The sequence below is a fragment of the Streptomyces sp. NBC_00464 genome (assembly GCF_036013915.1).
Lineage (GTDB): Bacteria > Actinomycetota > Actinomycetes > Streptomycetales > Streptomycetaceae > Streptomyces.
Map to the genome: position 1 here is coordinate 5,171,855 of NZ_CP107899.1, position 21,816 is coordinate 5,193,670.

21 protein-coding genes and 3 pseudogenes are annotated in these 21,816 nt (G+C 70.1%); 12 read left to right on the top strand and 12 right to left on the bottom strand.

Features of this window, described 5'->3' with window-relative positions; genetic code table 11:
- Positions 1–26: 26 nt before the first annotated feature.
- The 4 genes from OG912_RS23280 (at position 27) to OG912_RS23295 (ending at position 4,043) form a co-directional block, all read left to right on the top strand.
- Entirely contained in the window at positions 27–1,178 is a 1,152-nt protein-coding gene (locus OG912_RS23280) for a Gfo/Idh/MocA family protein (protein ID WP_327711102.1), read from the top strand.
- A 78-nt stretch (positions 1,179–1,256) separates the two neighbouring features.
- Entirely contained in the window at positions 1,257–2,402 is a 1,146-nt protein-coding gene (locus OG912_RS23285) for a dihydrodipicolinate synthase family protein (RefSeq protein WP_327711103.1), read from the top strand.
- Positions 2,399–3,226, top strand: coding sequence for a sugar phosphate isomerase/epimerase family protein (locus OG912_RS23290; protein WP_327711104.1), 828 nt, complete (start codon positions 2,399–2,401; stop codon positions 3,224–3,226). Before OG912_RS23285 ends, OG912_RS23290 begins: the two co-directional genes overlap by 4 nt.
- Positions 3,227–3,470: 244 nt before the next feature.
- Positions 3,471–4,043: a DUF402 domain-containing protein gene (locus OG912_RS23295; RefSeq protein ID WP_327711105.1), complete on the top strand. Its 573-nt coding sequence runs from the start codon at positions 3,471–3,473 to the stop codon at positions 4,041–4,043.
- On the opposite strand, the gene OG912_RS23300 is transcribed toward OG912_RS23295, so the two are convergent.
- Both OG912_RS23300 and OG912_RS23305 read right to left on the bottom strand, forming a co-directional pair.
- Positions 3,946–4,755 carry a class I SAM-dependent methyltransferase gene (locus tag OG912_RS23300; RefSeq protein WP_327711106.1) on the bottom strand — a complete coding sequence of 270 codons (810 nt, stop codon included), beginning with the start codon at positions 4,753–4,755 and terminating at the stop codon, positions 3,946–3,948. The two genes, OG912_RS23295 and OG912_RS23300, sit on opposite strands and share 98 nt — an antisense overlap.
- A gap of 256 nt (positions 4,756–5,011) precedes the next feature.
- A complete protein-coding gene (locus tag OG912_RS23305; protein ID WP_327713517.1) occupies positions 5,012–5,389 on the bottom strand; it encodes a winged helix-turn-helix transcriptional regulator in 378 nt (125 codons plus the stop codon).
- Between the two features lie 125 nt (positions 5,390–5,514).
- Between OG912_RS23305 and OG912_RS23310 the strand changes: the two genes are divergently transcribed.
- The gene (locus OG912_RS23310) at positions 5,515–6,165 is read left to right on the top strand and encodes an NAD(P)-dependent oxidoreductase (RefSeq protein WP_327711107.1); all 651 of its coding nucleotides are present in this window, start codon (positions 5,515–5,517) and stop codon (positions 6,163–6,165) included.
- Positions 6,166–6,231: 66 nt separating this feature from the next.
- On the opposite strand, the gene OG912_RS23315 is transcribed toward OG912_RS23310, so the two are convergent.
- Positions 6,232–6,702, bottom strand: a complete 471-nt coding sequence (locus tag OG912_RS23315) for a hypothetical protein (RefSeq protein WP_327711108.1) — start codon at positions 6,700–6,702, stop codon at positions 6,232–6,234.
- Positions 6,699–6,998: a hypothetical protein gene (locus tag OG912_RS23320; protein ID WP_327711109.1), complete on the bottom strand. Its 300-nt coding sequence runs from the start codon at positions 6,996–6,998 to the stop codon at positions 6,699–6,701. The genes OG912_RS23315 and OG912_RS23320 overlap by 4 nt, the downstream gene beginning before the upstream one ends.
- A gap of 104 nt (positions 6,999–7,102) precedes the next feature.
- On the opposite strand from OG912_RS23320, the gene recD2 reads away from it, so the two are divergent.
- On the top strand, positions 7,103–9,370 hold the full coding sequence (gene recD2, locus OG912_RS23325; RefSeq protein ID WP_327711110.1) for an SF1B family DNA helicase RecD2: 2,268 nt from the start codon (positions 7,103–7,105) through the stop codon (positions 9,368–9,370).
- Between the two features lie 366 nt (positions 9,371–9,736).
- Positions 9,737–11,035 carry a citrate synthase gene (locus OG912_RS23330; RefSeq protein WP_327711111.1) on the top strand — a complete coding sequence of 433 codons (1,299 nt, stop codon included), beginning with the start codon at positions 9,737–9,739 and terminating at the stop codon, positions 11,033–11,035.
- Between the two features lie 548 nt (positions 11,036–11,583).
- On the opposite strand, the gene OG912_RS23335 is transcribed toward OG912_RS23330, so the two are convergent.
- The 4 genes from OG912_RS23335 to OG912_RS23350 all read right to left on the bottom strand — a co-directional run bounded on the left by OG912_RS23335 (position 11,584) and on the right by OG912_RS23350 (position 15,564).
- Complete coding sequence (locus OG912_RS23335; RefSeq protein WP_327711112.1) at positions 11,584–13,938, bottom strand: heavy metal translocating P-type ATPase; 2,355 nt, start codon at positions 13,936–13,938, stop codon at positions 11,584–11,586.
- Between the two features lie 105 nt (positions 13,939–14,043).
- A complete protein-coding gene (locus tag OG912_RS23340) occupies positions 14,044–14,358 on the bottom strand; it encodes a heavy-metal-associated domain-containing protein (RefSeq protein ID WP_327711113.1) in 315 nt (104 codons plus the stop codon).
- A 164-nt stretch (positions 14,359–14,522) separates the two neighbouring features.
- The gene (locus OG912_RS23345; RefSeq protein WP_326736246.1) at positions 14,523–14,720 is read right to left on the bottom strand and encodes a helix-turn-helix transcriptional regulator; all 198 of its coding nucleotides are present in this window, start codon (positions 14,718–14,720) and stop codon (positions 14,523–14,525) included.
- Positions 14,721–14,985: 265 nt separating this feature from the next.
- Positions 14,986–15,564 (bottom strand): peptidoglycan-binding domain-containing protein, encoded by a 579-nt coding sequence (locus OG912_RS23350; protein ID WP_327711114.1) that lies wholly within the window; start codon positions 15,562–15,564, stop codon positions 14,986–14,988.
- On the opposite strand from OG912_RS23350, the pseudogene OG912_RS23355 reads away from it, so the two are divergent.
- Positions 15,478–15,764 (top strand): annotated as a pseudogene (locus tag OG912_RS23355) (5-deoxy-glucuronate isomerase); the annotation flags it as partial. The gene OG912_RS23350 and the pseudogene OG912_RS23355 sit on opposite strands and share 87 nt — an antisense overlap.
- Positions 15,765–16,002: 238 nt before the next feature.
- Positions 16,003–17,502, top strand: a complete 1,500-nt coding sequence (locus tag OG912_RS23365) for a CoA-acylating methylmalonate-semialdehyde dehydrogenase (RefSeq protein WP_327711115.1) — start codon at positions 16,003–16,005, stop codon at positions 17,500–17,502.
- Positions 17,503–17,573: 71 nt separating this feature from the next.
- On the opposite strand, the gene OG912_RS23370 is transcribed toward OG912_RS23365, so the two are convergent.
- On the bottom strand, positions 17,574–18,284 hold the full coding sequence (locus OG912_RS23370) for a VC0807 family protein (protein WP_327711116.1): 711 nt from the start codon (positions 18,282–18,284) through the stop codon (positions 17,574–17,576).
- Positions 18,285–18,524: 240 nt separating this feature from the next.
- Between OG912_RS23370 and OG912_RS23375 the strand changes: the two genes are divergently transcribed.
- Positions 18,525–19,121, top strand: a complete 597-nt coding sequence (locus OG912_RS23375) for a DUF4291 domain-containing protein (RefSeq protein ID WP_327711117.1) — start codon at positions 18,525–18,527, stop codon at positions 19,119–19,121.
- Positions 19,122–19,479: 358 nt separating this feature from the next.
- Positions 19,480–19,563: pseudogene (locus OG912_RS40080) on the top strand (transposase); the annotation flags it as partial.
- Positions 19,564–19,654: 91 nt separating this feature from the next.
- On the opposite strand, the gene OG912_RS23380 reads toward OG912_RS40080, so the two are convergent.
- Complete coding sequence (locus OG912_RS23380) at positions 19,655–20,122, bottom strand: hypothetical protein (protein ID WP_327711118.1); 468 nt, start codon at positions 20,120–20,122, stop codon at positions 19,655–19,657.
- A 186-nt stretch (positions 20,123–20,308) separates the two neighbouring features.
- A pseudogene (locus OG912_RS23385) lies at positions 20,309–20,413 on the bottom strand (hydroxymethylbilane synthase); the annotation flags it as partial.
- 127 nt (positions 20,414–20,540) lie between these two features.
- Here OG912_RS23385 and OG912_RS23390 point away from each other — a divergent pair.
- Positions 20,541–21,296, top strand: a complete 756-nt coding sequence (locus OG912_RS23390) for a hypothetical protein (RefSeq protein ID WP_327711119.1) — start codon at positions 20,541–20,543, stop codon at positions 21,294–21,296.
- Here the strand turns inward: OG912_RS23390 and OG912_RS23395 are convergent.
- Positions 21,286–21,723, bottom strand: coding sequence for a GNAT family N-acetyltransferase (locus tag OG912_RS23395; protein WP_327713518.1), 438 nt, complete (start codon positions 21,721–21,723; stop codon positions 21,286–21,288). The two genes, OG912_RS23390 and OG912_RS23395, sit on opposite strands and share 11 nt — an antisense overlap.
- Positions 21,724–21,816: the final 93 nt, after the last annotated feature.

Below are 21,816 nucleotides of genomic sequence, written 5' to 3' on the forward strand. Positions count from 1 at the left end.
TGCTACGGCTGTATGGAGGAACTTTCGTGACACGCAGGACAGTGCGCATCGCCATGAACGGCGTCACGGGTCGCATGGGATACCGGCAGCACCTGGTGCGCTCGGTCCTCGCGATCCGCGAGCAGGGCGGCCTCGACCTCGGCAACGGCGACGTGCTGTGGCCCGAGCCGGTCCTCGTCGGCCGCCGCGCCCACGCGCTGGAGGCGCTCGCCGAGCAGCACGGTCTGACCGAGTGGTCGACCGACCTCGACGCGGTCCTCGCCGACGACACCATCGACATCTACTTCGACGCCCAGGTCACCTCGGCCCGCGTCGAGGCGATCAAGAAGGCCATCGCGGCGGGCAAGCACATCTACACCGAGAAGCCCACCGCCACCGACGTCGAGGGCGCCCTCGACCTCGCCCGCCTCGCCCGGGACGCCGGCATCAAGCACGGCGTCGTCCAGGACAAGATCTTCCTGCCGGGCCTGCTGAAGCTGAAGCGCCTCATCGACGGCGGCTTCTTCGGCGAGATCCTCTCCGTGCGCGGCGAGTTCGGCTACTGGGTCTTCGAGGGCGACTGGCAGGAGGCCCAGCGCCCCTCGTGGAACTACCGCTCGGAGGACGGCGGCGGCATCGTCGTCGACATGTTCCCGCACTGGGAGTACGTACTCCACGAGCTGTTCGGCCGGGTCACCACCGTCCAGGCGCACGTCCAGACGCACATCCCCGAGCGCTGGGACGAGCACGGCAAGCCGTACGCCGCGACCGCGGACGACGCCGCGTACGGCATCTTCCAGCTGGAGGGCGGCGCCGTCGCCCAGATCAACTCCTCCTGGACGGTGCGCGTCAACCGGGACGAGCTCGTCGAGTTCCAGGTCGACGGCACCCACGGCTCCGCCGTCGCGGGCCTGCGCAACTGCCGCGTCCAGCACCGCTCGGCCACCCCCAAGCCGGTCTGGAACCCCGACCTCCCGGTCACCGAGTCCTTCCGTGACCAGTGGCAGGAAGTCCCCGACAACGCGGTCTTCGACAACGGCTTCAAGGCCCAGTGGGAGCTGTTCCTCCGCCACATCGTGCTGGACGAGCCCTACACCTGGGACCTGATGGCCGGCGCGCGCGGCGTCCAGCTCGCCGAGCTCGGCCTCAAGTCCTCCGCCGAGGGCCGCCGTTTCGACGTCCCGGAGCTGACCCTGTGACGCGGCGTCCCACCCCTGTAGCACCGGAGCGGACACCATGACGATGCACCTCCCGCAGGGCACACCGGAGTTGACCACGTGACCATCCACCTCCCGCAGGGCCCGTACGAGCCCCGCACCACCCCGCTCGACCTCGCCCCCGGTGGCGCACCCCTGGCCTCCCGTACGGTCTTCTCCGCGGCCCACGTCGTGGCGGACCCGTACGCCGACATCAGCCCGGACTCCCCGGCCGCCGTCGACTGGGACGCCACCCTCGCCTTCCGCCGCCACCTCTGGTCGCACGGTCTGGGCGTCGCCGAGGCCATGGACACCGCCCAGCGCGGCATGGGCCTGGACTGGGCCGGAGCCGCCGAACTGATCCGCCGCTCGGCCGCCGAGGCCAAGTCCGTCGGCGGTGCCATCGCCTGCGGCGTCGGCACCGACCAGCTGCCCGCGGGCCCGGCCACGCTCGCCGAGGTGCGCTCCGCGTACGAGGAGCAGCTCGCCCTCGTCGAGGAGAGCGGCGCCCAGGCGATCCTCATGGCCTCGCGCGCGCTCGCCGCCGCGGCGAAGAGCCCGCAGGACTACCTGGAGACGTACGCGCACCTGCTCCGCCAGGCCACGGAACCGGTCGTCCTGCACTGGCTGGGCCCGATGTTCGACCCCGCGCTGGACGGCTACTGGGGCTCCAGCGACCTGGACGCGGCCACCGACACCTTCCTCCAGGTCATCGCGGAACACCCCGACAAGGTCGACGGCATCAAGATCTCCCTCCTCGACGCTGAGCGCGAGATCGACGTCCGCCGCCGCCTCCCGAGCGGGGTGCGCTGCTACACCGGGGACGACTTCAACTATCCCGAACTGATCGCCGGCGACGACCGCGGCTTCAGTCACGCGCTGCTCGGGATCTTCGACCCGCTCGGCCCGCTGGCCGCGCACGCGGTACGGGTCCTGGACACCGGAGACACGAAGGGGTTCCGCGAACTCCTGGACCCCACGGTCGAGTTGTCCCGTCACCTCTTCCAGGCCCCGACCCGCTACTACAAGACGGGCGTGGTGTTCCTCGCCTGGCTGGCCGGCCACCAGGACCACTTCACGATGGTGGGCGGCCTCCAGTCGGCCCGCTCGCTGCCGCATCTGGCGAAGGCCTACGAACTGGCCGACCGCCTGGGCCTGTTCCCCGACCCGGAACTGGCCGAATCCCGGATGCGCGCGCTCCTTACGGTCAACGGAGGCACCCGATGAGTGACGGCCGGCTCTCCATCAACCAGGAGACCATCAAGCAGTGGTCGCTGCCCGAACTCGCCGAGGGCTGCGCGAAGGCGGGCATCGACAAGATCGGCCTGTGGCGGGCCCCCGTCCAGGAGTACGGCGTCGAGCGCACGGCTCAACTCCTCGCGGATTCCGGCCTGTCGGTCACCAGCCTCTGCCGGGGCGGCTTCTTCACCGCCCTCGACCCGGCCGAGCGGGCCCGCGCCCTGGACGACAACCGCGCGGCGCTCGACGAGGCGGCGGGCCTGTCCACGGACACGCTGGTCCTGGTGTCGGGCGGCCTCCCGGAGGGCAGCAAGGACCTGTACGGGGCCCGCGAACGCATCGCCGACGCGCTGGCCGAACTGGCCCCCTACGCGGCCGAACGGGGAGTACGCCTGGCCATCGAGCCACTGCACCCGATGTTCGCCTCGGACCGCTGCGTCGTCTCCACCCTGTCGCAGGCCCTGGACATCGCGGAACGCTTCCCGGCCGAGCAGGTCGGCGTGGTCGTCGACACGTACCACCTCTGGTGGGACGACCAGGCACCCGCCCAGATCGCCCGCGCGGGTGCGGCGGGCCGGATCCACTCCTTCCAGCTCGCCGACTGGATCACCCCGCTCCCGGCGGGCGTCCTGCTGGGGCGCGGCCAACTCGGCGACGGCAGCGTGGACTTCCGCGCCTTCCGCACGGCGGTGGAGGCCACCGGCTTCGACGGCCCGATCGAGGTGGAGATCTTCAACGAGGATCTGTGGGCGCGCGACGGCGCGGAGGTCCTGGCGGAGGTCGCGGCCCGTTACGCGGAGCACGCCTGCTGAGCCGACGACCGGGCCCTCCGAGCCTCTGAGGCAAAGAGATTGCCAAGACGTACAACCATCGGGCGTCCTCCCGGGTCATATCTGTCGTCGGACGCTTCCGGGGAGGGATCCGGGGGGATAGGGAAGCCCCGACGGAGGGGAAAGCGAGTGGGGCCCGGTCGAAAGACCGGGCCCCGTTTCGCCTTCCGGAGTGACGTGAATGGGCGAGTGCTCGGCCGCGGTGACCCATGGCAGGCTGGGCGCCGTGACTGAATCGACGGCACGCCCCGGAACGCCGGTAACCGTCCTGCGGGACGGGAGACTTCGGGCCGCGGGCCTCAGGCAGGGGGATGTTGTCGCCTATGACTGGGGCTTCGAGCGGCAAGGACAGCACTACATCCAGCGCAGCTTCGTATTGCTCGACGACGGGATCCAGATCAACCAGCCGGTTCTCTTTCCCTCTGAGCAGCAGGGCTGGTGGTACTGCGACCTGGTCGCTGTCGTCCAGGACGGTGAGCTGCTGCGGGTCGACGACCTGTGGATCGACGTCATCGTCGGGCCGCCCGACCACCCCTACCGCCTCCTGGACCTTGACGAGTACGCCGAGGCCACGGCCGACGGCCGGCTGAGCCCTGCTGCGGCCGCGGACGGCTTGATCCGCACGCAACGCTTCCTGGACCGGCGGTTGAACCGCCGGCACGAAGTGGAACGCAGTTGGCCGGACTTCCCGCCCGCTGAGGTCACGGCCCTGCTGTCGGCCGACCTTCCTCGTGATTGGACGCTCGTGCGGAGTCCGGGCGGACCTCCTCAGGCCTCCGGAACAACGCCCCCCACATGAACTTCTCACCGAACCAGGGCGATTCGGCCGGCTCGTCCCGCATCCGGCGCAGCTCGATCTCCTCCAGCCCTCCCGTCACCCCGTCCGGACCCGTGAAGATCCAGCGCAGCGATTCCGCGGTGTACGCCAGACCGCCATGGAGTCGGGCTGTCCGGTACAGCTCCACATCGGGCAGCTCCGAACCCATCTCCCCGGAGGCGAAAGCGCCGAGCGACAGATGGCCGCCGGGCGCCAGAACCCGGTCCACGTAAGCGAGATACGTGATCCGGCGGTGCGGCGGCAGATGGTGGAAGCACCCGGAGTCATGGATCAGGTCGTACGGTCCTTCCGGCGCTCCCTCGGCGAAGGCGTCCCCGCAGTGGAACCGGATGTCCGCACCCGCCTCCCCGGCCCGCTCCTCGGCCCAGGCGACGGCCCCGGGCGACAGATCGACCGCGTCCACCTCGAAGCCGAGCGAGGCGAGATACAGCGCGTTGCGCCCCGGCCCGCAGCCCAGGTCGAGTGCGCGTCCGGGGGCGACCATCCCGCGTTCCACATACGAGACGAGCGTCTCGTCGGGCTTCGCCACGAAGAACGGCACCGGCTTCGACCGGTCCTCGTAGAAGCCGTCCCACCAGTCCCCGGCCTTCTCCGTCCACCGGTCCGCCTCAGGGGCGAACAGGTCGTCCATGAGCCGCAGAACGTCCTCGACCGAGCGCACATTCCGGTCCATCCGGAACCCCCTTTCCGATGAGGGAAGTTTAGGAGGGGCGCGTGTGTAAGGCCAGGTCAGAGTGCATGTGTAGGGCGTCCAGTAAGCCTTCTGGCGCCGCGGGAGGAGCGGAGCGCCACCCTCACCCACGTCCGCCACGCGCCCCGCTCCACGGGCCCCCGGAGGGCCTCCACGGGGGTTTCACGGACACTGCCGGGGCATGTTTTCCCATGGGTTTCGAGCAGCGTCGGTGCGCGGCCGGGTGACGGCGCCCCGCTCAGCGCGTGGCGGCCCCCTTGGGCAGGGACTCGGGGGCAAGGTCCCCCTCGTACGCCTCCCGCGCACCCTCCAGCTCCGGCAGATGCGTCGCCGCCCACGCGCAGCAGGCGGCCATCGGTGCGAGCAACGTCCGTCCGAGCGGGCTCAGTTCGTAGTCCACCCGAGGCGGGATCCCGCCGCCGACCGTACGAGTGATCAGGCCGTCCCGTTCCATCGAGCGCAGGGTCTCCGTCAGCACCTTCGGTGTGATGCCGCGCAGCGGGACCTCCAGTTCGGAGAAGCGCCGGGGGCCGGACTCCAGGCACCGGATGATCTTCGGGGTCCATTTGCCGCCGATCCGGAACGGCGAGGTGGTGTGGGAGCAGCCGGTGAACATTTCGGGATCAAGTGGTTGGCTCACCCTGTTGAGCGTACGTAACTATCGTTGCGGAAACCATGGGGTGCGGAGCTAGCTTCCGAGGCATCGGCCGACGATCCGTCGGCTTTGTCGAGGGGATCCCCATGAGCAGCAGGATTGTCATCTTCGGGGCGGGCGGACGCGCCGGACGGCGTGCGGTGGCCGAGGCCGTGGCGCGCGGGCACCAGGTCACCGCGGTGGTCCGCGACCCGGCCGCGTACGGGGACTTGGCCGGGGGCGGCGTGGCCGTGGTCGCCGGTGACGTCACCCGGGCGGACAGCGTCGCGGAGGTCGCCGCCGGGCATGACGCGGCGATCAGCGCGGCCGGCCGGATGGACATGCCTTCGGACGAGTTCTACGTGAGCGCCGCCCACGCCCTGCTGGACGGCCTGGCCCGCGCCGGGGTCGGCCGGCTGGTGCTCATCGGCATCGGGTCCGTCCTGGAGACCGCGCCCGGTGTGGCCGTCCACGACGCTCCCGGATTCCCGGAGGAGGCACGGGCCTTCTCGCTCGGTCACACCGCCGAACTCGACGCTCTCCGCGCCGCCGAGACGGACATCGACTGGCTCGTCATCGCCCCGCCGCCCGTGATGCTGGACAACGAGGCCCCACGGACCGGCCGGTACCGGACGGGCGGCGGGCAGGTGATGGCCGACGGTGCCCCGTCCTTCTCCTACGCGGACCTGGCGGTCGCGCTGATCGACGAGATCGAGGCCCCGAAGCACCACCGCTCCCTCACCGCGGTGGCAGGCTGACCACTCCCGTGCCGGCCCAGGGCCGTCGCAGTCACGGGCACCGTCACGGCCAGGAGGAGTCGTCGCTCAGATGGCTACGGCCGACACGTCGGCCCCGGGCAGCGTGGCGGCGTACGCCTCGATGGCGTCGGTGTCGGAGGTCAGTACGACGCCTCCGCCGTGTGCGGCAGCGACGAAGACGGCCGGCGCATCCACCGGGTCCGGACGCTTCTTGGGAGGAAGTGCGGCAGCGCCGATCATGGCGCCGATCGTTTTCCAGTCCTCGATGGTCATTCCTCCCGCACAGGGAAGGCAGCGGGGCGCCTGCTCCTGGGGAAGGCGGGTCCTGGCTCCGGGGTGTACGACGACGTCGGCGAGAAGGCGCTTCCACGCATAGGCGGTCTTCGGGCTTGTTCGCCACGCCTGTGAGAGGGCGGGACCAGGGACGATCGGCTGGTGTCCACCTGCTCCTACGAAGCCCTTGTGCAGGATGTGGGCCCGGCGGTCCTGGCTCACCAACGCCATCAGCATGCCGGTGTCGTAGACGACGACAGTCACGCGGCGGCCTCGTTGGGGGAGGACCGGCCGAGGATTGCTTCGACCTCCGCCCGTTCTTCCCTGGTCGGTTCGATTTCGTCGCCCGCCCAAGTGCCGGTGCCTGCTTGCTCCTCGGCCTCCGCGCGGGCCTCCTCGAACGGCTTGAAGATCCTCCTGACGCGGTCCTGCTGGTCCATCTGCGCTTGGGCGGCGATCGTGAGGAACGTGGAGACATCGAGTCCCGCGGCCGCCGCATGTTCTCTGATGCGGTCGCGGACCTCGGCCGACATGCTGATGGAAAAGCGCTCGGTTGCCATATCGTCCCGGTAACACCGAGTGTTACGGGACGCCTCGGGTTCGGCGTACGCCGGCTTCCGGAGCGGACCCCGCGATGTCAGCCCCGCCCGGTACCGTCGCATCCATGTCCACCAGGTCCTCCGCGACGTCCTCGACGCCATCGTCCACGCCCAACATGGCCGTCCTGGAAGGCGTACTTGAGCGCATCACGTACGCCAACGAGGAGAACGGCTACACGGTCGCGCGCGTCGACACCGGCCGGGGGAGCAACGACCTGCTCACCGTCGTCGGGTCGCTGCTCGGGGCGCAGCCCGGTGAATCGCTGCGGATGGAGGGACGCTGGAGTTCCCACTCGCAGTACGGCAAGCAGTTCACCGTCGAGAACTACACGACGATCCTGCCCGCCACCATCCAGGGCATCCGCCGCTACCTCGGCTCCGGGCTGATCAAGGGCATCGGTCCGGTCATGGCCGACCGGATCACCACCCACTTCGGCGTGGACACCCTCGACATCATCGAGCAGCAGCCGAAGCGCCTGGTCGAGGTCCCCGGGCTCGGGCCGAAGCGGACGAAGATGATCGCCGCCGCGTGGGAGGAGCAGAAGGCGATCAAGGAGGTCATGGTCTTCCTCCAGAGCGTCGGCGTCTCGACCTCCATCGCCGTCCGTATCTACAAGAAGTACGAGGACGCCTCGATCTCCGTCGTGAAGAACCAGCCCTACCGGCTGGCCGCCGACGTCTGGGGCATCGGCTTCCTCACCGCGGACCGGATCGCCCAGGCCGTCGGCATTCCGCACGACAGCCCGGAGCGGGTCAAGGCCGGACTGCAGTACGCGCTGTCGCAGTCCAGCGATCAGGGGCACTGCTTCCTGCCGGAGGAGCGGCTCATCGCGGACGCGGTCAAGCTCCTCCAGGTCGACACCGGGCTCGTCATCGAGTGCCTGGCGGAGCTCGCCGCGGAGCCGGAGGGTGTCGTACGGGAGAAGGTGCCCTCGCCCGAGGGCGGTGAGCCGATCACGGCCGTCTATCTGGTGCCGTTCCACCGGGCCGAGATTTCCCTCGCCTCGCAGGTGCGGCGGCTGCTGCGGACGCCGGAGGAGAGGATGCCGGCCTTCGGGGACGTGGACTGGGACGCGGCGTTGAAGTGGCTCGCGGGGCGTACGGGGGCGACGCTGGCCCCCGAGCAGGAGGCCGCCGTGCGGCTCGCGCTCAGCCGGAAGGTGGCCGTCCTGACCGGGGGGCCCGGCTGCGGGAAGTCGTTCACCGTCCGGTCCATCGTGGAGCTGGCCCGCGCCAAGAAGGCGAAAGTGGTGCTGGCCGCGCCCACCGGCCGGGCGGCCAAGCGGCTCTCCGAGCTGACCGGCGCCGAGGCCTCCACCGTGCACCGGCTGCTGGAGCTCAAGCCGGGCGGCGACGCGGCGTACGACCGGGACCGTCCGCTGGACGCCGATCTGGTCGTCGTCGACGAGGCGTCGATGCTCGACCTGTTGCTCGCGAACAAGCTGGTCAAGGCCGTGGCACCCGGCGCCCATCTGTTGCTGGTCGGCGATGTGGACCAGCTGCCCTCGGTCGGCGCGGGGGAGGTGCTGCGGGATCTGCTCGCCGGTGGCAGCCCCGTCCCGGCGGTCCGGCTGACCACCATCTTCCGCCAGGCCCAGCAGTCCGGCGTCGTCACCAACGCCCACCGGATCAACTCCGGCGTACAGCCCCTCACCGAGGGGCTCAGCGACTTCTTCCTCTTCGTGGCGGACGAGACCGAGGACGCCGGGGTGCTTGCGGTGGACGTCGCGGCCCGGCGTATCCCGGCCAAGTTCGGGCTGAATCCGCGCCGGGACGTGCAGGTGCTCGCCCCGATGCACCGCGGCCCCGCCGGGGCCGGTCATCTCAACGGGCTGCTCCAGCAGGCCATCACCCCGGGCCGCCCCGATCTGCCCGAGAAGCGGTTCGGCGGCCGGGTGTTCCGGGTCGGCGACAAGGTCACCCAGATCCGCAACAACTACGACAAGGGCGAGAACGGTGTCTTCAACGGGACCGTCGGCGTCGTCACCGCCCTTGACCTGGACGAACAGAAGCTGAGCGTGCTCACGGACGAGGACGAGGAGATCAGCTACGACTTCGACGAGCTCGACGAGCTGTCCCACGCGTACGCCATGACGATCCATCGCTCCCAGGGCAGCGAGTACCCGGCCGTCGTCATCCCCGTGACGAAGAGCGCCTGGATGATGCTCCAGCGCAACCTGCTCTACACGGCCGTGACGAGGGCCAAGAAGCTCGTCGTGCTGGTCGGCTCCCGGCAGGCGATCGGCCAGGCGGTCCGCACGGTTTCCGCAGGCAGACGCTGTACGGCGCTGGATTACCGGCTGCGCGGAGGTGTGGAAGGAGGATCCTCCTGAGGAGCGTCCGGCAACCGGGGGGTGGCGTCGCGGGGCTGGGCACGCGTATCTGCGGCGTTGTCGTCAATCACCATGGCTCCGCCATGCCTCAATCCTCCGCCTTGCAGCTGCACGCACCCAGCCCCGCTCCTTCTTCCACCCCCCGATTGCCGGACGCTCCGAAAAATGATCGATCAAATCGGTGGCAAACATCACGGAGGTCTTCCGGAACCGCAGTCAAGGGGGCAGGATGAATAAGTTCGCGGCACTCAGTGCCGCGAGTAGGTCCAATGGACGACCCCGAGTGCACTCTCCTGAGCCAAATGGGGGAGGGTGGAGACAGTCAGGGAACCTCGAAGAAGAGGCACTACGTCGGTGAGGGATGACGTGAGCGAGCACACCAGCAACGCTGTAGTACTGCGGTACGGCGATGACGAGTACACCTACCCGGTGATCGACAGCACCGTCGGCGACAAGGGCTTCGACATCGGGAAGCTCCGGGCGAACACCGGTCTGGTGACGCTGGACAGCGGATACGGCAACACCGCTGCCTATAAATCGGCCATCACCTACCTCGATGGCGAGCAGGGCATCCTGCGCTACCGCGGCTACCCCATCGAGCAGCTCGCCGAGCAGTCGACGTTCCTTGAGGTCGCGTACACGCTCATCAACGGTGAGCTTCCGAAGGTCGACGAACTGTCGACCTTCAAGAACGAGATCACCCAGCACACGCTGCTGCACGAGGACGTCAAGCGGTTCTTCGACGGCTTCCCGCGCGACGCCCACCCGATGGCCATGCTGTCCTCGGTCGTCAGTGCGCTGTCCACGTTCTACCAGGACAGCCACAACCCGTTCGATGAGGAGCAGCGTCACCTCTCGACGATCCGGCTGCTGGCCAAGCTGCCGACCATCGCGGCGTACGCGTACAAGAAGTCGATCGGTCACCCGTTCGTCTACCCGCGCAACGACCTTGGCTACGTCGAGAACTTCCTGCGCATGACCTTCTCGGTCCCCGCCCAGGAGTACGTGCCGGACCCGGTCGTCGTCTCGGCGCTGGAGAAGCTGCTCATCCTGCACGCGGACCACGAGCAGAACTGTTCGACCTCCACCGTGCGTCTGGTCGGCTCCTCGCAGGCGAACATGTTCGCCTCGATCTCCGCCGGCATTTCGGCGCTGTGGGGCCCCCTGCACGGTGGCGCCAACCAGTCGGTGCTGGAGATGCTGGAAGGCATCCAGGCCAACGGCGGCGACGTCGACAGCTTCATCCAGAAGGTGAAGAACAAGGAGGACGGCGTCCGCCTGATGGGCTTCGGCCACCGGGTGTACAAGTCCTTCGACCCGCGCGCCAAGATCATCAAGGCCGCGGCCCACGATGTGCTGTCCTCGCTCGGCAAGTCCGACGAGCTGCTCGACATCGCGCTCAAGCTGGAGGAGCACGCGCTCAACGACGAGTACTTCGTCTCGCGCAACCTCTACCCCAACGTGGACTTCTACACCGGTCTGATCTACCGGGCCATGGGCTTCCCGAGCGAGATGTTCACCGTGCTCTTCGCGATCGGCCGGCTTCCGGGCTGGATCGCCCAGTGGCACGAGATGATCAAGGAGCCGGGTTCCCGCATCGGCCGCCCGCGCCAGATCTACACCGGCGAGGTCCTGCGCGACTTCGTCCCGGTCGAGGGTCGCTGACCTCCGCACCACCCCGGATCGCCCCTGCTCCACCCCGGCCCTCGGCCGGTTGCCTTCGCCCCGACTGCCGCGCTTTCGCACAGAGCGCGGTGTCCGGGGCGATTTGCTTGCCCGGAGCGTGCCGGGCGCTGCGCCCGGACGCGGGAGCGCTCCCGTAGGAAAGCGAGAAGCGCCCCGCCGTCGATCCCCCCACGGGCCGACAACGAGGCGCTTCCCATTCCCGGTGCGGATTCCCCCCACGGGATCCGGCCGGGCGTTCAGTGGGAGCCGAAGCTCCTGGGTTCCTCGGTACTGCTGGGTCCTGCTGGTCCTGCGCTTTTCCTCGTACCGCCTGCGCGTGCCGCCTGCGGTCTGCCGGGGTACGTACGGACGGGAGGGCCGCTCAAAGCTCCCCGGTGCACGTGCCCCGGCCCACGCTTGCCCGGAGCGTCCCCCAAGACCCTCCGTCGGACGTCCCCCAAGACATCCCTTGGCATCGCACTCTTAGACTCGCGAACCCACCGAATGGTTACCCCCCAAACGGTGTGATCTAAGTCTCCTTGTGGAAATTACGTGAAGGACCGCAGGCGCAGGCTGTTCGTTACGACGAAGACCGAGGAGAAGGCCATCGCCGCTCCCGCAATCATAGGGTTGAGCAGGCCAAATGCCGCAAGGGGTAGAGCGGCAACGTTATAGCCGAATGCCCAGAAAAGGTTGCCCCTGATGGTGGCCAGGGTGCGTCGGGAGAGCCTGATGGCATCGGCGGCCACCTTGAGATCTCCACGAACGAGGGTCAGATCGCTCGCCTCGATCGCGGCGTCCGTGCCGGTTCCCATCGCCAGACCGAGGTCCGCGGTGGCCAGTGCAGCCGCGTCGTTGACCCCGTCGCCGACCATGGCGACCGCCCGCCCCTGAGCCTGCAACCGCTCGATGACGTGCGCCTTCTCCTCGGGCAGCACCTCCGCGCGGACCTCCTCGATGCCGACCTCGGCCGCGACCGCCTCCGCCACGGCCCGGTTGTCGCCGGTCAGCAGGATCGGCGTCAGGCCGAGCGCGTGGAGGTCGGCGACGGCCGCCGCGCTGGTCTCCTTGACCGCGTCGGCGACCTCCAGGACACCGCGTGCCTCGCCGTCCCAGGCGACCGCGATCGAGGTACGGCCCCGGGCGGCGGCCTCCGCCATCGCGGCGGCCAGGGCGCCGGGGATGCCGATTCCGGCGTCGGTGAGGAGCCGTGGGCGCCCGACGAGGACCGCGTGGCCGTCGATGACGCCCTGGACGCCGAGTCCGGGGACGTTGGTGAAGTCCTCGGGGGTGGGGAGGGGTGCGTCGGTGCGTGTGGTGGCTCCGGTGGCGACGGCCTGGGCGATGGGGTGTTCGGAGGCGTGTTCCAGGGCGCCGGCGAGGCGCAGGACGTCGGTCTCGGTGGTGCCGTCGGCGGTGTGGACGTTCTGGAGGGTCATCTTGCCGGTGGTGACGGTGCCGGTCTTGTCGAGGACGATGGTGTCGACGCGGCGGGTGGTCTCCAGGACTTCGGGGCCCTTGATGAGGATGCCGAGCTGGGCGCCGCGTCCGGTGCCGACCATGAGGGCGGTCGGGGTGGCGAGGCCCAGGGCGCACGGGCAGGCGATGATCAGTACGGCGACGGCGGCCGTGAACGCGGCCGTCACGTCGTCCGTCACCAGCAGCCAGACGACCAGGGTGACCAGGGCGATCGCCAGGACCACGGGGACGAACACCACGGAGATCCGGTCGGCGAGCCGCTGCACCTCGGCCTTGCCGTTCTGCGCGTCCTCGACGAGCCGGGCCATCCTGGCGAGCTGGGTATCGGCGCCGACCCGGGTGGCCTCGACGACGAGCCGGCCGGAGACGTTCACGGTGGCGCCGGTGACGGAGTCCCCGGCCCGCACGTCGACGGGCACGGACTCGCCGGTGAGCATGGACGCGTCCACCGCCGACGCGCCCTCGACGACGGTGCCGTCGGTGGAGACCTTCTCGCCGGGGCGGACGACGAAGCGGTCGCCGACGGCCAGCCGGCCCACGGGGACGCGTACCTCCGTACCGCCCCGCAGCACCGCGACGTCCTTGGCACCCAGGTGCATCAGCGCCCGGAGCGCGGAACCGGCCTTCCGCTTGGACTTCGCCTCCAGATAGCGGCCCAGCAGGATGAAGGTGACGACCCCGGCCGCGACCTCCAGATAGATCGTGGAGGCCCCGTCGGCGCGCGAGACCGTGAAGTCGAAGCCGTGGCGCATGCCGGGCATGCCGGCGTCGCCCAGGAACAGCGCCCAGAGCGACCAGCCGAAGGCGGCGAGGGTCCCGACCGACACCAGGGTGTCCATCGTGGCCGCACCGTGCCGGAGATTGGTCCAGGTGGCGCGGTGGAAGGGCAGCCCGCCCCAGACGACGACGGGGGCGGCGAGCGTGAGGGAGAGCCACTGCCAGTTGTCGAACTGCAGGGCCGGGATCATCGCGAGCACCACGACGGGGGCGGCGAGGACGGCCGAGACGATGAGCCGTTGCCGCAGCGTGGCGAGAGCGGTGTCGCGGTCGGTGTCGCCGTCAGCCCCGGCTCCGGTGCCGGTGTCGGTCCCGGCACTGTCATCGGTCTCCGCAGCCGCTGCCGGGGCGGCCGGCGCCGGTGCGGGAGGAGCCGGGGCGGGCGGTGTCGGTGCCGGGCGGTGCACCGGCTGCGCCGTGTACCCGGTCTTCTCGACCGTGGCGATCAGATCCGCGAGACCGGTCCCGGGACCGAAGGCGACCCGGGCCTTCTCGGTCGCGTAATTGACGGTGGCGGTGACCCCGTCCATCCGGTTCAGCTTCTTCTCGACGCGGGCCGCGCACGACGCGCAGGTCATCCCGCCGATCGTGAGCTCGGCCTCCGAGCTCTCCGCTGCCGGGACCTCGACATCTGTTGCGCTGTGCATGTCCGAACTCCTGAAACGCCGACCGGGCCGTGCCCCACCAGTATCTGCTGGTCGGCCCGGCCCGGCGGCAAAGGGGTGATGCGGTTGCGGTGGATCCCGAAGCGGTCAGGCGGCCCGGCCGGCGAGCTCGTAACCCGCCTCGTCGACGGCCGCGCGCACGGCCTCCTCGTCCAGGGGGGACTCGGAGACGACCGTCACCTGCCCGGTGGACGACACGGCCTTCACCGAGGTGACACCCTTGATGCCGGAGATCTCCTCGGAGACCGCGCCCTCGCAGTGTCCGCAGGTCATGCCGGTCACCTGGTAGACGGTGGTCACGCCGCCCTGCGCCGCGGCGTCCGCGCCCGCACTGTCGTGGCAGGAACCGCTGGGCGAGCAGCAGGAGCCGGTCGCCTGGGGGAGCTGGGTCTCGGCGGTCATCGTGTTCTCCTCTTCGACGAGCACAAATGGATGTGGCGGCGGGGGCCCAGGGGGACCACGGGAAGGCCGGTGCGCCTCCACACTCACGACTATATACCCCTAGGGGGTATGAAGGCGAGTGGCCCCCGGGTCAGTGGGCCAAGCGGGTGACCGGGTTGGGGCGGTTACTCCCGTCGGCCCCGGTTGCCCGGACGGGCGGCGACCCAGGTGCGGATGGTGTCCGCGTACCAGTACGGCTTACCGCTCTCCACATGGTCCGGAGCCGGGAGAAGGCCGTGTTTGCGATAGGAGCGGACGGTGTCCGGCTGCACCCGGATGTGCGCGGCGATGTCCTTGTAGGACCAGAGCCTTCTGTCCGTCATGCGTGCCACCTCTCTGCGCCGCAGCGTTGGCCTGGGGGCCGTCGGGGGAGCTGCGGCACGGACGCTGTTGATCACTCAGCCTCTGGCCGGTGAACGACGGCGACGGGAGGTGGGGTGGGGCTGTCGACCGCCTGTGACGGAAAACCCGCGTAATGGAGACATGCGTGACGAAGGGATCACTTCCGAGACAGAAGAGGCACGCGGGGCGAAGGCGGCGGTGCCTGGCCGGCGGGTGCGCCCGGGACACCCGGGCGCACCCCGGTCGTCAGGCGTGCCAGAGCGCCGACCAGGTGCGCGGCCCGACGAGGCCGTCCGGGACGAGCGGCGGATGGTCGGCCTGGAAGCGCTGGACCGCGGCGAGCGTCCGCGCGCCGAACACGCCGTCGACCGCCTCCCACGGCAGGTAGCGCCGGTTGGCGAGCATGCACTGCACCTGGGAGACGCGCTCGCCCTGTTCGCCGAACGCGGTCAGCCCGTCCCCGTCGTAGAAGGCGCAGACGGGGCTGGAGCCGGCCGGGGGCACGTTGCTCTCGTCGGCGGTGGCGCCGGGGGCCACGGCCAGTGCGGCGGCCAGGACGAGCGCGGCCAGGGCCGGGCCCCGGGCGGCGCGGCGGAACGGCGGAGTCGTACGGATCACGGTGGGGTACTCCTCGAACGATGCGGTGACGGTGGCCGGTGCCGGGAGCGCCGTGCCCCGTCCTCTCGTCGAGGACAACACCGCGTACTGCCGTGACGTCACTCCCGGGGTGGCTGCCGGGACCTGGAACCGGGAGGAGTTCACACACTTGTCACCGAGGGGAGTGAGTGGACCGTACTGCCGTTGACCGGTGGCTGTACGGTGCACATCTCAGATGAGATCTTTGAACTGCTGGGCCGGAAGAGCGTGTTCAGCGGGGTATTCGACTTCCCGTGTGTACGCGTGACGCCCATGCACAGATCGCCTCCGGCGCAGGCGGCCGCTTCGCCCTGGCAGGAGCGAAGTGCGAGCGACGACTCCCCGCTCGCTACGGCCCCGCGCCGGAGGTACCCGTCGAACCGCGCGGGCTCTCGCAGTGGAGCAGTGGAGCAGCGGAGCGGCCGGCTTCCGCGACGCCCCGGGCCGTCCTCCTTGTGTCTACACCGGTACCGAAACGGCAGACACAGTGTCGGGGCCCCTTCCTGTGCGGGCATGGTGGGATGTTGACGTAGCCGAAAAGGCCACTCGCCCGTCGGAGGTCCCAGCACGGGAAGAGCACGACCGACGCCTCACGACCGACGCCCCCACCTCTGAAGGAGACACAGAATGAAGACCGTCAACCACTGGATCGGTGGCAAGACCGTCGAGGGCGCGTCGGGCAACTACGGCCCGGTCACCGACCCGGCCACCGGAGCCGTCACCACCCAGGTCGCGCTCGCCTCCCCGGAGGAGGTCGACGCCGCGGTGGCCGCCGCGAAGGACGCGTACGCGACGTGGGGCACGTCCTCGCTGTCCGCCCGCACCGCGATCCTCTTCCGCTACCGCGCGCTGCTGGACGCCCACCGCGACGAGATCGCCGCCCTGATCACCGCCGAGCACGGCAAGGTGCACTCCGACGCGCTCGGCGAGGTCGCCCGCGGTCTGGAGATCGTCGAGCTGGCGTGCGGCATCACCACGCAGCTCAAGGGCGAGCTGTCCACCCAGGTGTCCACCCGGGTCGACGTCTCCTCGATCCGCCAGTCGATCGGTGTCGTCGCCGGCATCACGCCGTTCAACTTCCCGGCCATGGTGCCGATGTGGATGTTCCCGCTCGCCGTCGCCTGCGGCAACACCTTCGTCCTCAAGCCGAGCGAGAAGGACCCGTCGGCCGCCAACCTCCTTGCCGAGCTGGCCTCCGAGGCCGGTCTGCCGGACGGCGTCCTGAACGTCCTGCACGGCGACAAGGTCGCCGTCGACGGCCTGCTGAACCACCCGGACGTCTCCGTCGTCTCCTTCGTCGGGTCGACCCCGATCGCCCGCTACATCCACGCCACCGCCTCCGCCAACGGCAAGCGCGTCCAGGCGCTCGGCGGTGCGAAGAACCACATGCTGGTCCTGCCGGACGCGGACCTCGACGCCGCCGCCGACGCCGCCGTCTCCGCCGCGTACGGCTCCGCCGGTGAGCGCTGCATGGCGATCTCCGCGGTCGTCGCGGTCGGCTCCGTCGCAGACGACCTGGTCGCCCGGATCAAGGACCGCGCCGAGAAGATCAAGATCGGCCCCGGCAACGACCCGACGTCCGAGATGGGTCCGCTGATCACCGCCGCCCACCGCGACAAGGTCGCCTCCTACGTCACCGGCGCGGCCGCCCAGGGCGCCGACGTCGTACTCGACGGCACCGGCCACACGGTCGAGGGCTTCGAGGACGGCCACTGGATCGGCCTCTCCCTCCTCGACAACGTCTCCACCGATTCGGACGCCTACAAGGACGAGATCTTCGGCCCGGTCCTGTGCGTGCTGCGCGTCGACACGTACGAGGAGGGCGTGGCGCTGATGAACGCCTCGCCGTACGGCAACGGCACCGCGATCTTCACCCGCGACGGCGGCGCCGCCCGCCGCTTCCAGCTGGAGATCGAGGCCGGCATGGTCGGCATCAACGTGCCGATCCCGGTGCCGGTGGGCTACCACTCCTTCGGCGGCTGGAAGGACTCGCTCTTCGGCGACCACCACATCTACGGCAACGACGGCGTGCACTTCTACACCCGCGGCAAGGTCACCACCACCCGCTGGCCGGACCCGTCCGACGCCCCCGCCGGCGTCGACCTGGGCTTCCCCAGCAACCACTGACCCGTCACGTCACGCCGTACAGCACTGAAGGGCCGCTCCCCCGGGGCGGCCCTTCAGCGGTTCGTGAGAGGTCAGCGACCGCTACCGGCCTCCTCCTCGATCATCCGCTCCATCGGTACGACGGCGACCCGCCCCGAGACGACGAACGCCAGCACCATCGCCGCCACCAGGACCACCGTCCCGGCCCACACCATCGTCTCGACCGGCACGGTGTACGCCCCCACGGCCCGCACCGCGCACTCGCCCAGCAGCGCTGCGCCCCACACCACGGAGAACCGCACCTCGGCCCGCCGGAACGCGTCCGAATCCGTCGAAAGCCGCTGGTACGCAGCGGACTTGGCCGCCTCGCCCCGTGTCAGCCACGGCCGCAGCCCCGCCGACAGCATCGGCCGCCCGCGCAGTGCGGACACCAGGAACACCAGGCCGATGGTGCTGCTGATGCCGCTGTCCTTCAGCAGCATCAGCCGCGGGTCCCCGGCCGCCAGGCTCAGCAGCAGCCCCACCGCGTTGACGGTCACCATCAGTGCCGCGAGCCCGTTGAGCCGCCGGTCGCGCACCACACCCCACACGGTCCGCACGCCCGGCACCACACTGCTCCAGGCCAGCGCACCGAAGGTGCCCATCCCCGCCGCCTTCAGCAGGTAGTACGAGGCGAGCGGCACGGCCACATCCACGAGCAGCGGCATCATGCTGTCCAGCAGGGCCTTGCGGGGCGAGAACGGAACGGCACCGGCCGGAGCGTCGGCGACAGGTGCGGTGACTGTGGCGACCGGGCTGCTCATGACGGGTTCCTCCCGTATCGGCGGCGCCCTTGCGGCTCCCGCTCTCGATACGTACAGACTGGCCGCCGGACCCCGGTCCCCGGCAGAGCCGGGTGTACCGACCTCGGTATGACGAATGTCAGGGCCCGCGAGTGACACGGTTCGGCCGACACCCAGTGGTGGGCCGTCAGATACGTTTCGTTCACGGCGGCTCAGGAAACCCGTTCGCCCACGAAGGCCCGCCGGTGCTGGGATGTCCCCATGACCGCACCGACCCCACCACAGCACGAGATCCGCGCGCTCCACACCGATACGACCGTCACCGTCTACCAGGCGTACTCCCCGGCCCTCGGCCTCCCCGCCGCCCGGGACGGCCGCTTCCCGCCGGCCTGGAAGCGTGACCGCATGACGTGGATCAAGCCGAGCTTCCTGTGGATGATGTACCGCTGCGGCTGGGCGGCGAAGGAGGGCCAGGAGACGGTGCTGGCCGTCGAGATCACCCGCGAGGGCTTCGACTGGGCGCTGGCCAACGCCGAACTCTCGCACTACGAACGCGGCGTGCACCCCGACCGGGCCACCTGGAAGCGCAACCTCCGCCACGCCCCGGCCCGCGTCCAGTGGGACCCCGAGCGCGACCTGCACCTGAACCGGCTCCCGTACCGCTCCCTCCAACTGGGCCTCGCGGGTGAGGCGTCGCGGCGGTACGCGGACGAGTGGACGGTGGCGATACGCGACGTCACCCCGCTCGCCCGGACGATCCACGAACTGGCGAGGGCGGGCCGGTCAGATGAGGCGACCCGGCTCCTGCCGGACGAACGGCCCTACCCGGCACCGGAGGCGAACCCGGGAACAGGATGAGCCGAGCGCCCTGTCCGCCCAGCGAACACTCGCAACATGACAGCTGGTCATTCGCGGAGTCCTGCCGGGCGCACGCTGAGCGAATGGCCCGGGCGCCGCCCTGCCGTTGGGTTCGGTATCGCGTGCATGAACATCCGGCCCAGGCGGAAACGCGCGCGAGCCCTTGGGCCGATGCGGTCCGGGTGGGGCGAAGTCGTGGGCGTAAGGCAGGCGCCCACCGTGTCGTGCCCCTAGAACGGTATGTCCTTGGCCCACCGCGTTCTTGTGACCATTCCCGGACACGCCGAAGGATCGCCGTCCGGAAGGCGGGTACTTTCGCCCGCTGTTCGGCGGACGGAACGGCGACGAGGCCATCTGCCGTTCGCGCAGGCGGATATCCATCGCGGCGCTGACCTGCTGCAGTTCCGGCCACAGGGCGAGGCTGATCTACCTGCCACGGCGGTCTCGGCGTCCACAGACCCGCCGGCCTGCGGGACTTCCGCGATCCCGGCCCGGACCGTCCCGCCCCCCTTCACAGCCGAAGGGACTGCGGATCACGATGACCCGGGCTGGGGCTCCTCGCCGTCGTAGGCAGCCAGCGCAGCCTGGCGGTATTCCAGCAGTTCGCCAAGGTCCTCGTAGGTCACGAGCTCCTGGGCCAGTGCCACCATGGCCCTGGCCTCGACCGAGGCCCATGCGTGCCGGGCGCGTTTGTTGGCGCGGCGCCTGGCGTCGCTGCGCAGGAAGCCCGCCCCCGCGGTGAACCCGGCAGAGGCCAGAGCGGCGAGGGCGGCGGCAACGCGCACGTCCGCCGACGCCAGTCCTGCCGCTCCTGCGGTGCCCGCGAGCAGGGCTGCGGGGAAACCGAGGGCGATGTCCGTCCTGGCCCAGAACTCGGCTCGCCGGTGGGCGATCTTTCTCTGGCGCGTCGCCTCGTTTCTGATTCGCTCGATCTCGGCACGGAGACGCTGCGCGGGATCGTGTGGGCTCAGGCGCGTGGTTACGTCGGTGGAAGTGACCATATTGGCATTCCAACACGCCATCCCCAGAAGGTGCTTGGGGAGCTCGAACAGCCTTTGGGCCTGGTGGACGTGAGCTTCCCACAAGGGTGTGCCGCCAAGTCGTTCAGCTCATCCTGCCGGTGCGATGGCAGGCGCGACCTGCACCTGAAAGTGCGGGTGTGGCGCGCCGAGTTGGGCCGATCGCCGTTCCTTGACGCAGTGCACAGCGAGGTCGGCGGCACCGGCGGGCAGCGCCTGGTCGATCTCCTTGGTGAACGTGCCCTTGCCCTCGACCGCGCGCAGGGAGCCCATGACAGCCCGTCAGGCAGGTCGCTCCGGCCCGGCACGTCGACTGCCCGGGAACGGCCCCGGCTGGGCGGGCTGTAGTGAATCATGGTGCTGAGGTACCGGGTGCGACGCGCGGCCGAGGGGGAGCGGGATGATTTCCGAGCCGGAGATGGCGGGGGAGTTCGACGCGTCCGCCGAGCGTGAAGTGCTGGACCATTCCGGCCCGCAGGCCGCGGGAGACCGCCCGCCCCGAGCCACCAGGCCGCGGGCCCGGTGGTTGTGGGCGCTCGGTGGAGCCGTGGTGGCGTCGGCGGTGTGGGGGGCGGTGCTGTTCGCGGGCGGACCGCGTGACGGGGCGCCTGACATGCACGGGTACCGGCTGGGTCAGGATCCCTGCGGGGCCGTGGCGCTGAAGTCCATCGGGGCGGCGATCTCGCCGAGGGCGCCCGGGACCCGCTTCGAAGCGGGGATGCTCCGTCATGACGCTCTCGACCGGGCCCAGTGCTACATCCCCTTGCGGACAGAGAGCGAACAGCAGCGGTCGGACAAGGGCTGGCACGTCAGCTACACCGTCACGATCAAGGTGGCGCTGCACAAGAAGACCGACCCGCGCGTCGAGTTCGAGGCGGGGCGGACCGCGACCGATCTCGGTGTGGACCCGGAGACGGAGGTGGAAGTGGTGCCGGAGCTCGGCGACAAGGCGTACCTGCTCTCCTTGGAAGGTGGGGAGCAGGAGTTGCGGGTGCTGGACGGCGGGGCGGTCCTCTCTCTGGGCATCACGTCCTCCCTCGCTTGGGAGGACGATGGCCAGTCGCCTGATGCCGCGGTGGAACTGCCGGATCTGGCCCCCCACAAAGCCGCCATGATCAGCGACATGCGCGACCTCATGACCGACCTCAAGAGCTGAAGCCCCGCTCACACTCCGCGCCGAACTCCCACGTCAGCATCTCGAACCGCCCCTCGTCCACCGCGCCCGCCGAGCGGTACGTCGCCTGCGCGGCCTCGTTGTCGAGGTCCACGCCGACCCACATGTCGTCACAGCCCCGTTCCTGGGCCACCGCCGCCAGTGCCCGCGTCAGTGCGCGGCCGATGCCCCGGCGGCGGTAGGGCGTGTCGACGGCGAGTTCGTACAGACACATCTCCGTGCCCTTGTCCGGGTGCAGCATCTCGATGCCGGACACGAAGCCCGCCGGGACGCCGGCCACGTACGCGATCACCATCAGGTGGCCCTCCGCGGCGAGGAAGCGGGCCGCCCATTCCGTGCGCGCCGGACCGTCGTAGAGGTGCTGGGCCGCTTCGAGCTCGGCGACGGTCGTGGCGCGCCGGATTTCCACCGGGTTGTCCATGGAACGCCTTTCGGAGGTCGGGCCGGGGCCGCGCGGCGGGCATACCGCGAGCGGAGTACGCCGGGGGAGTGCCGTACGCCT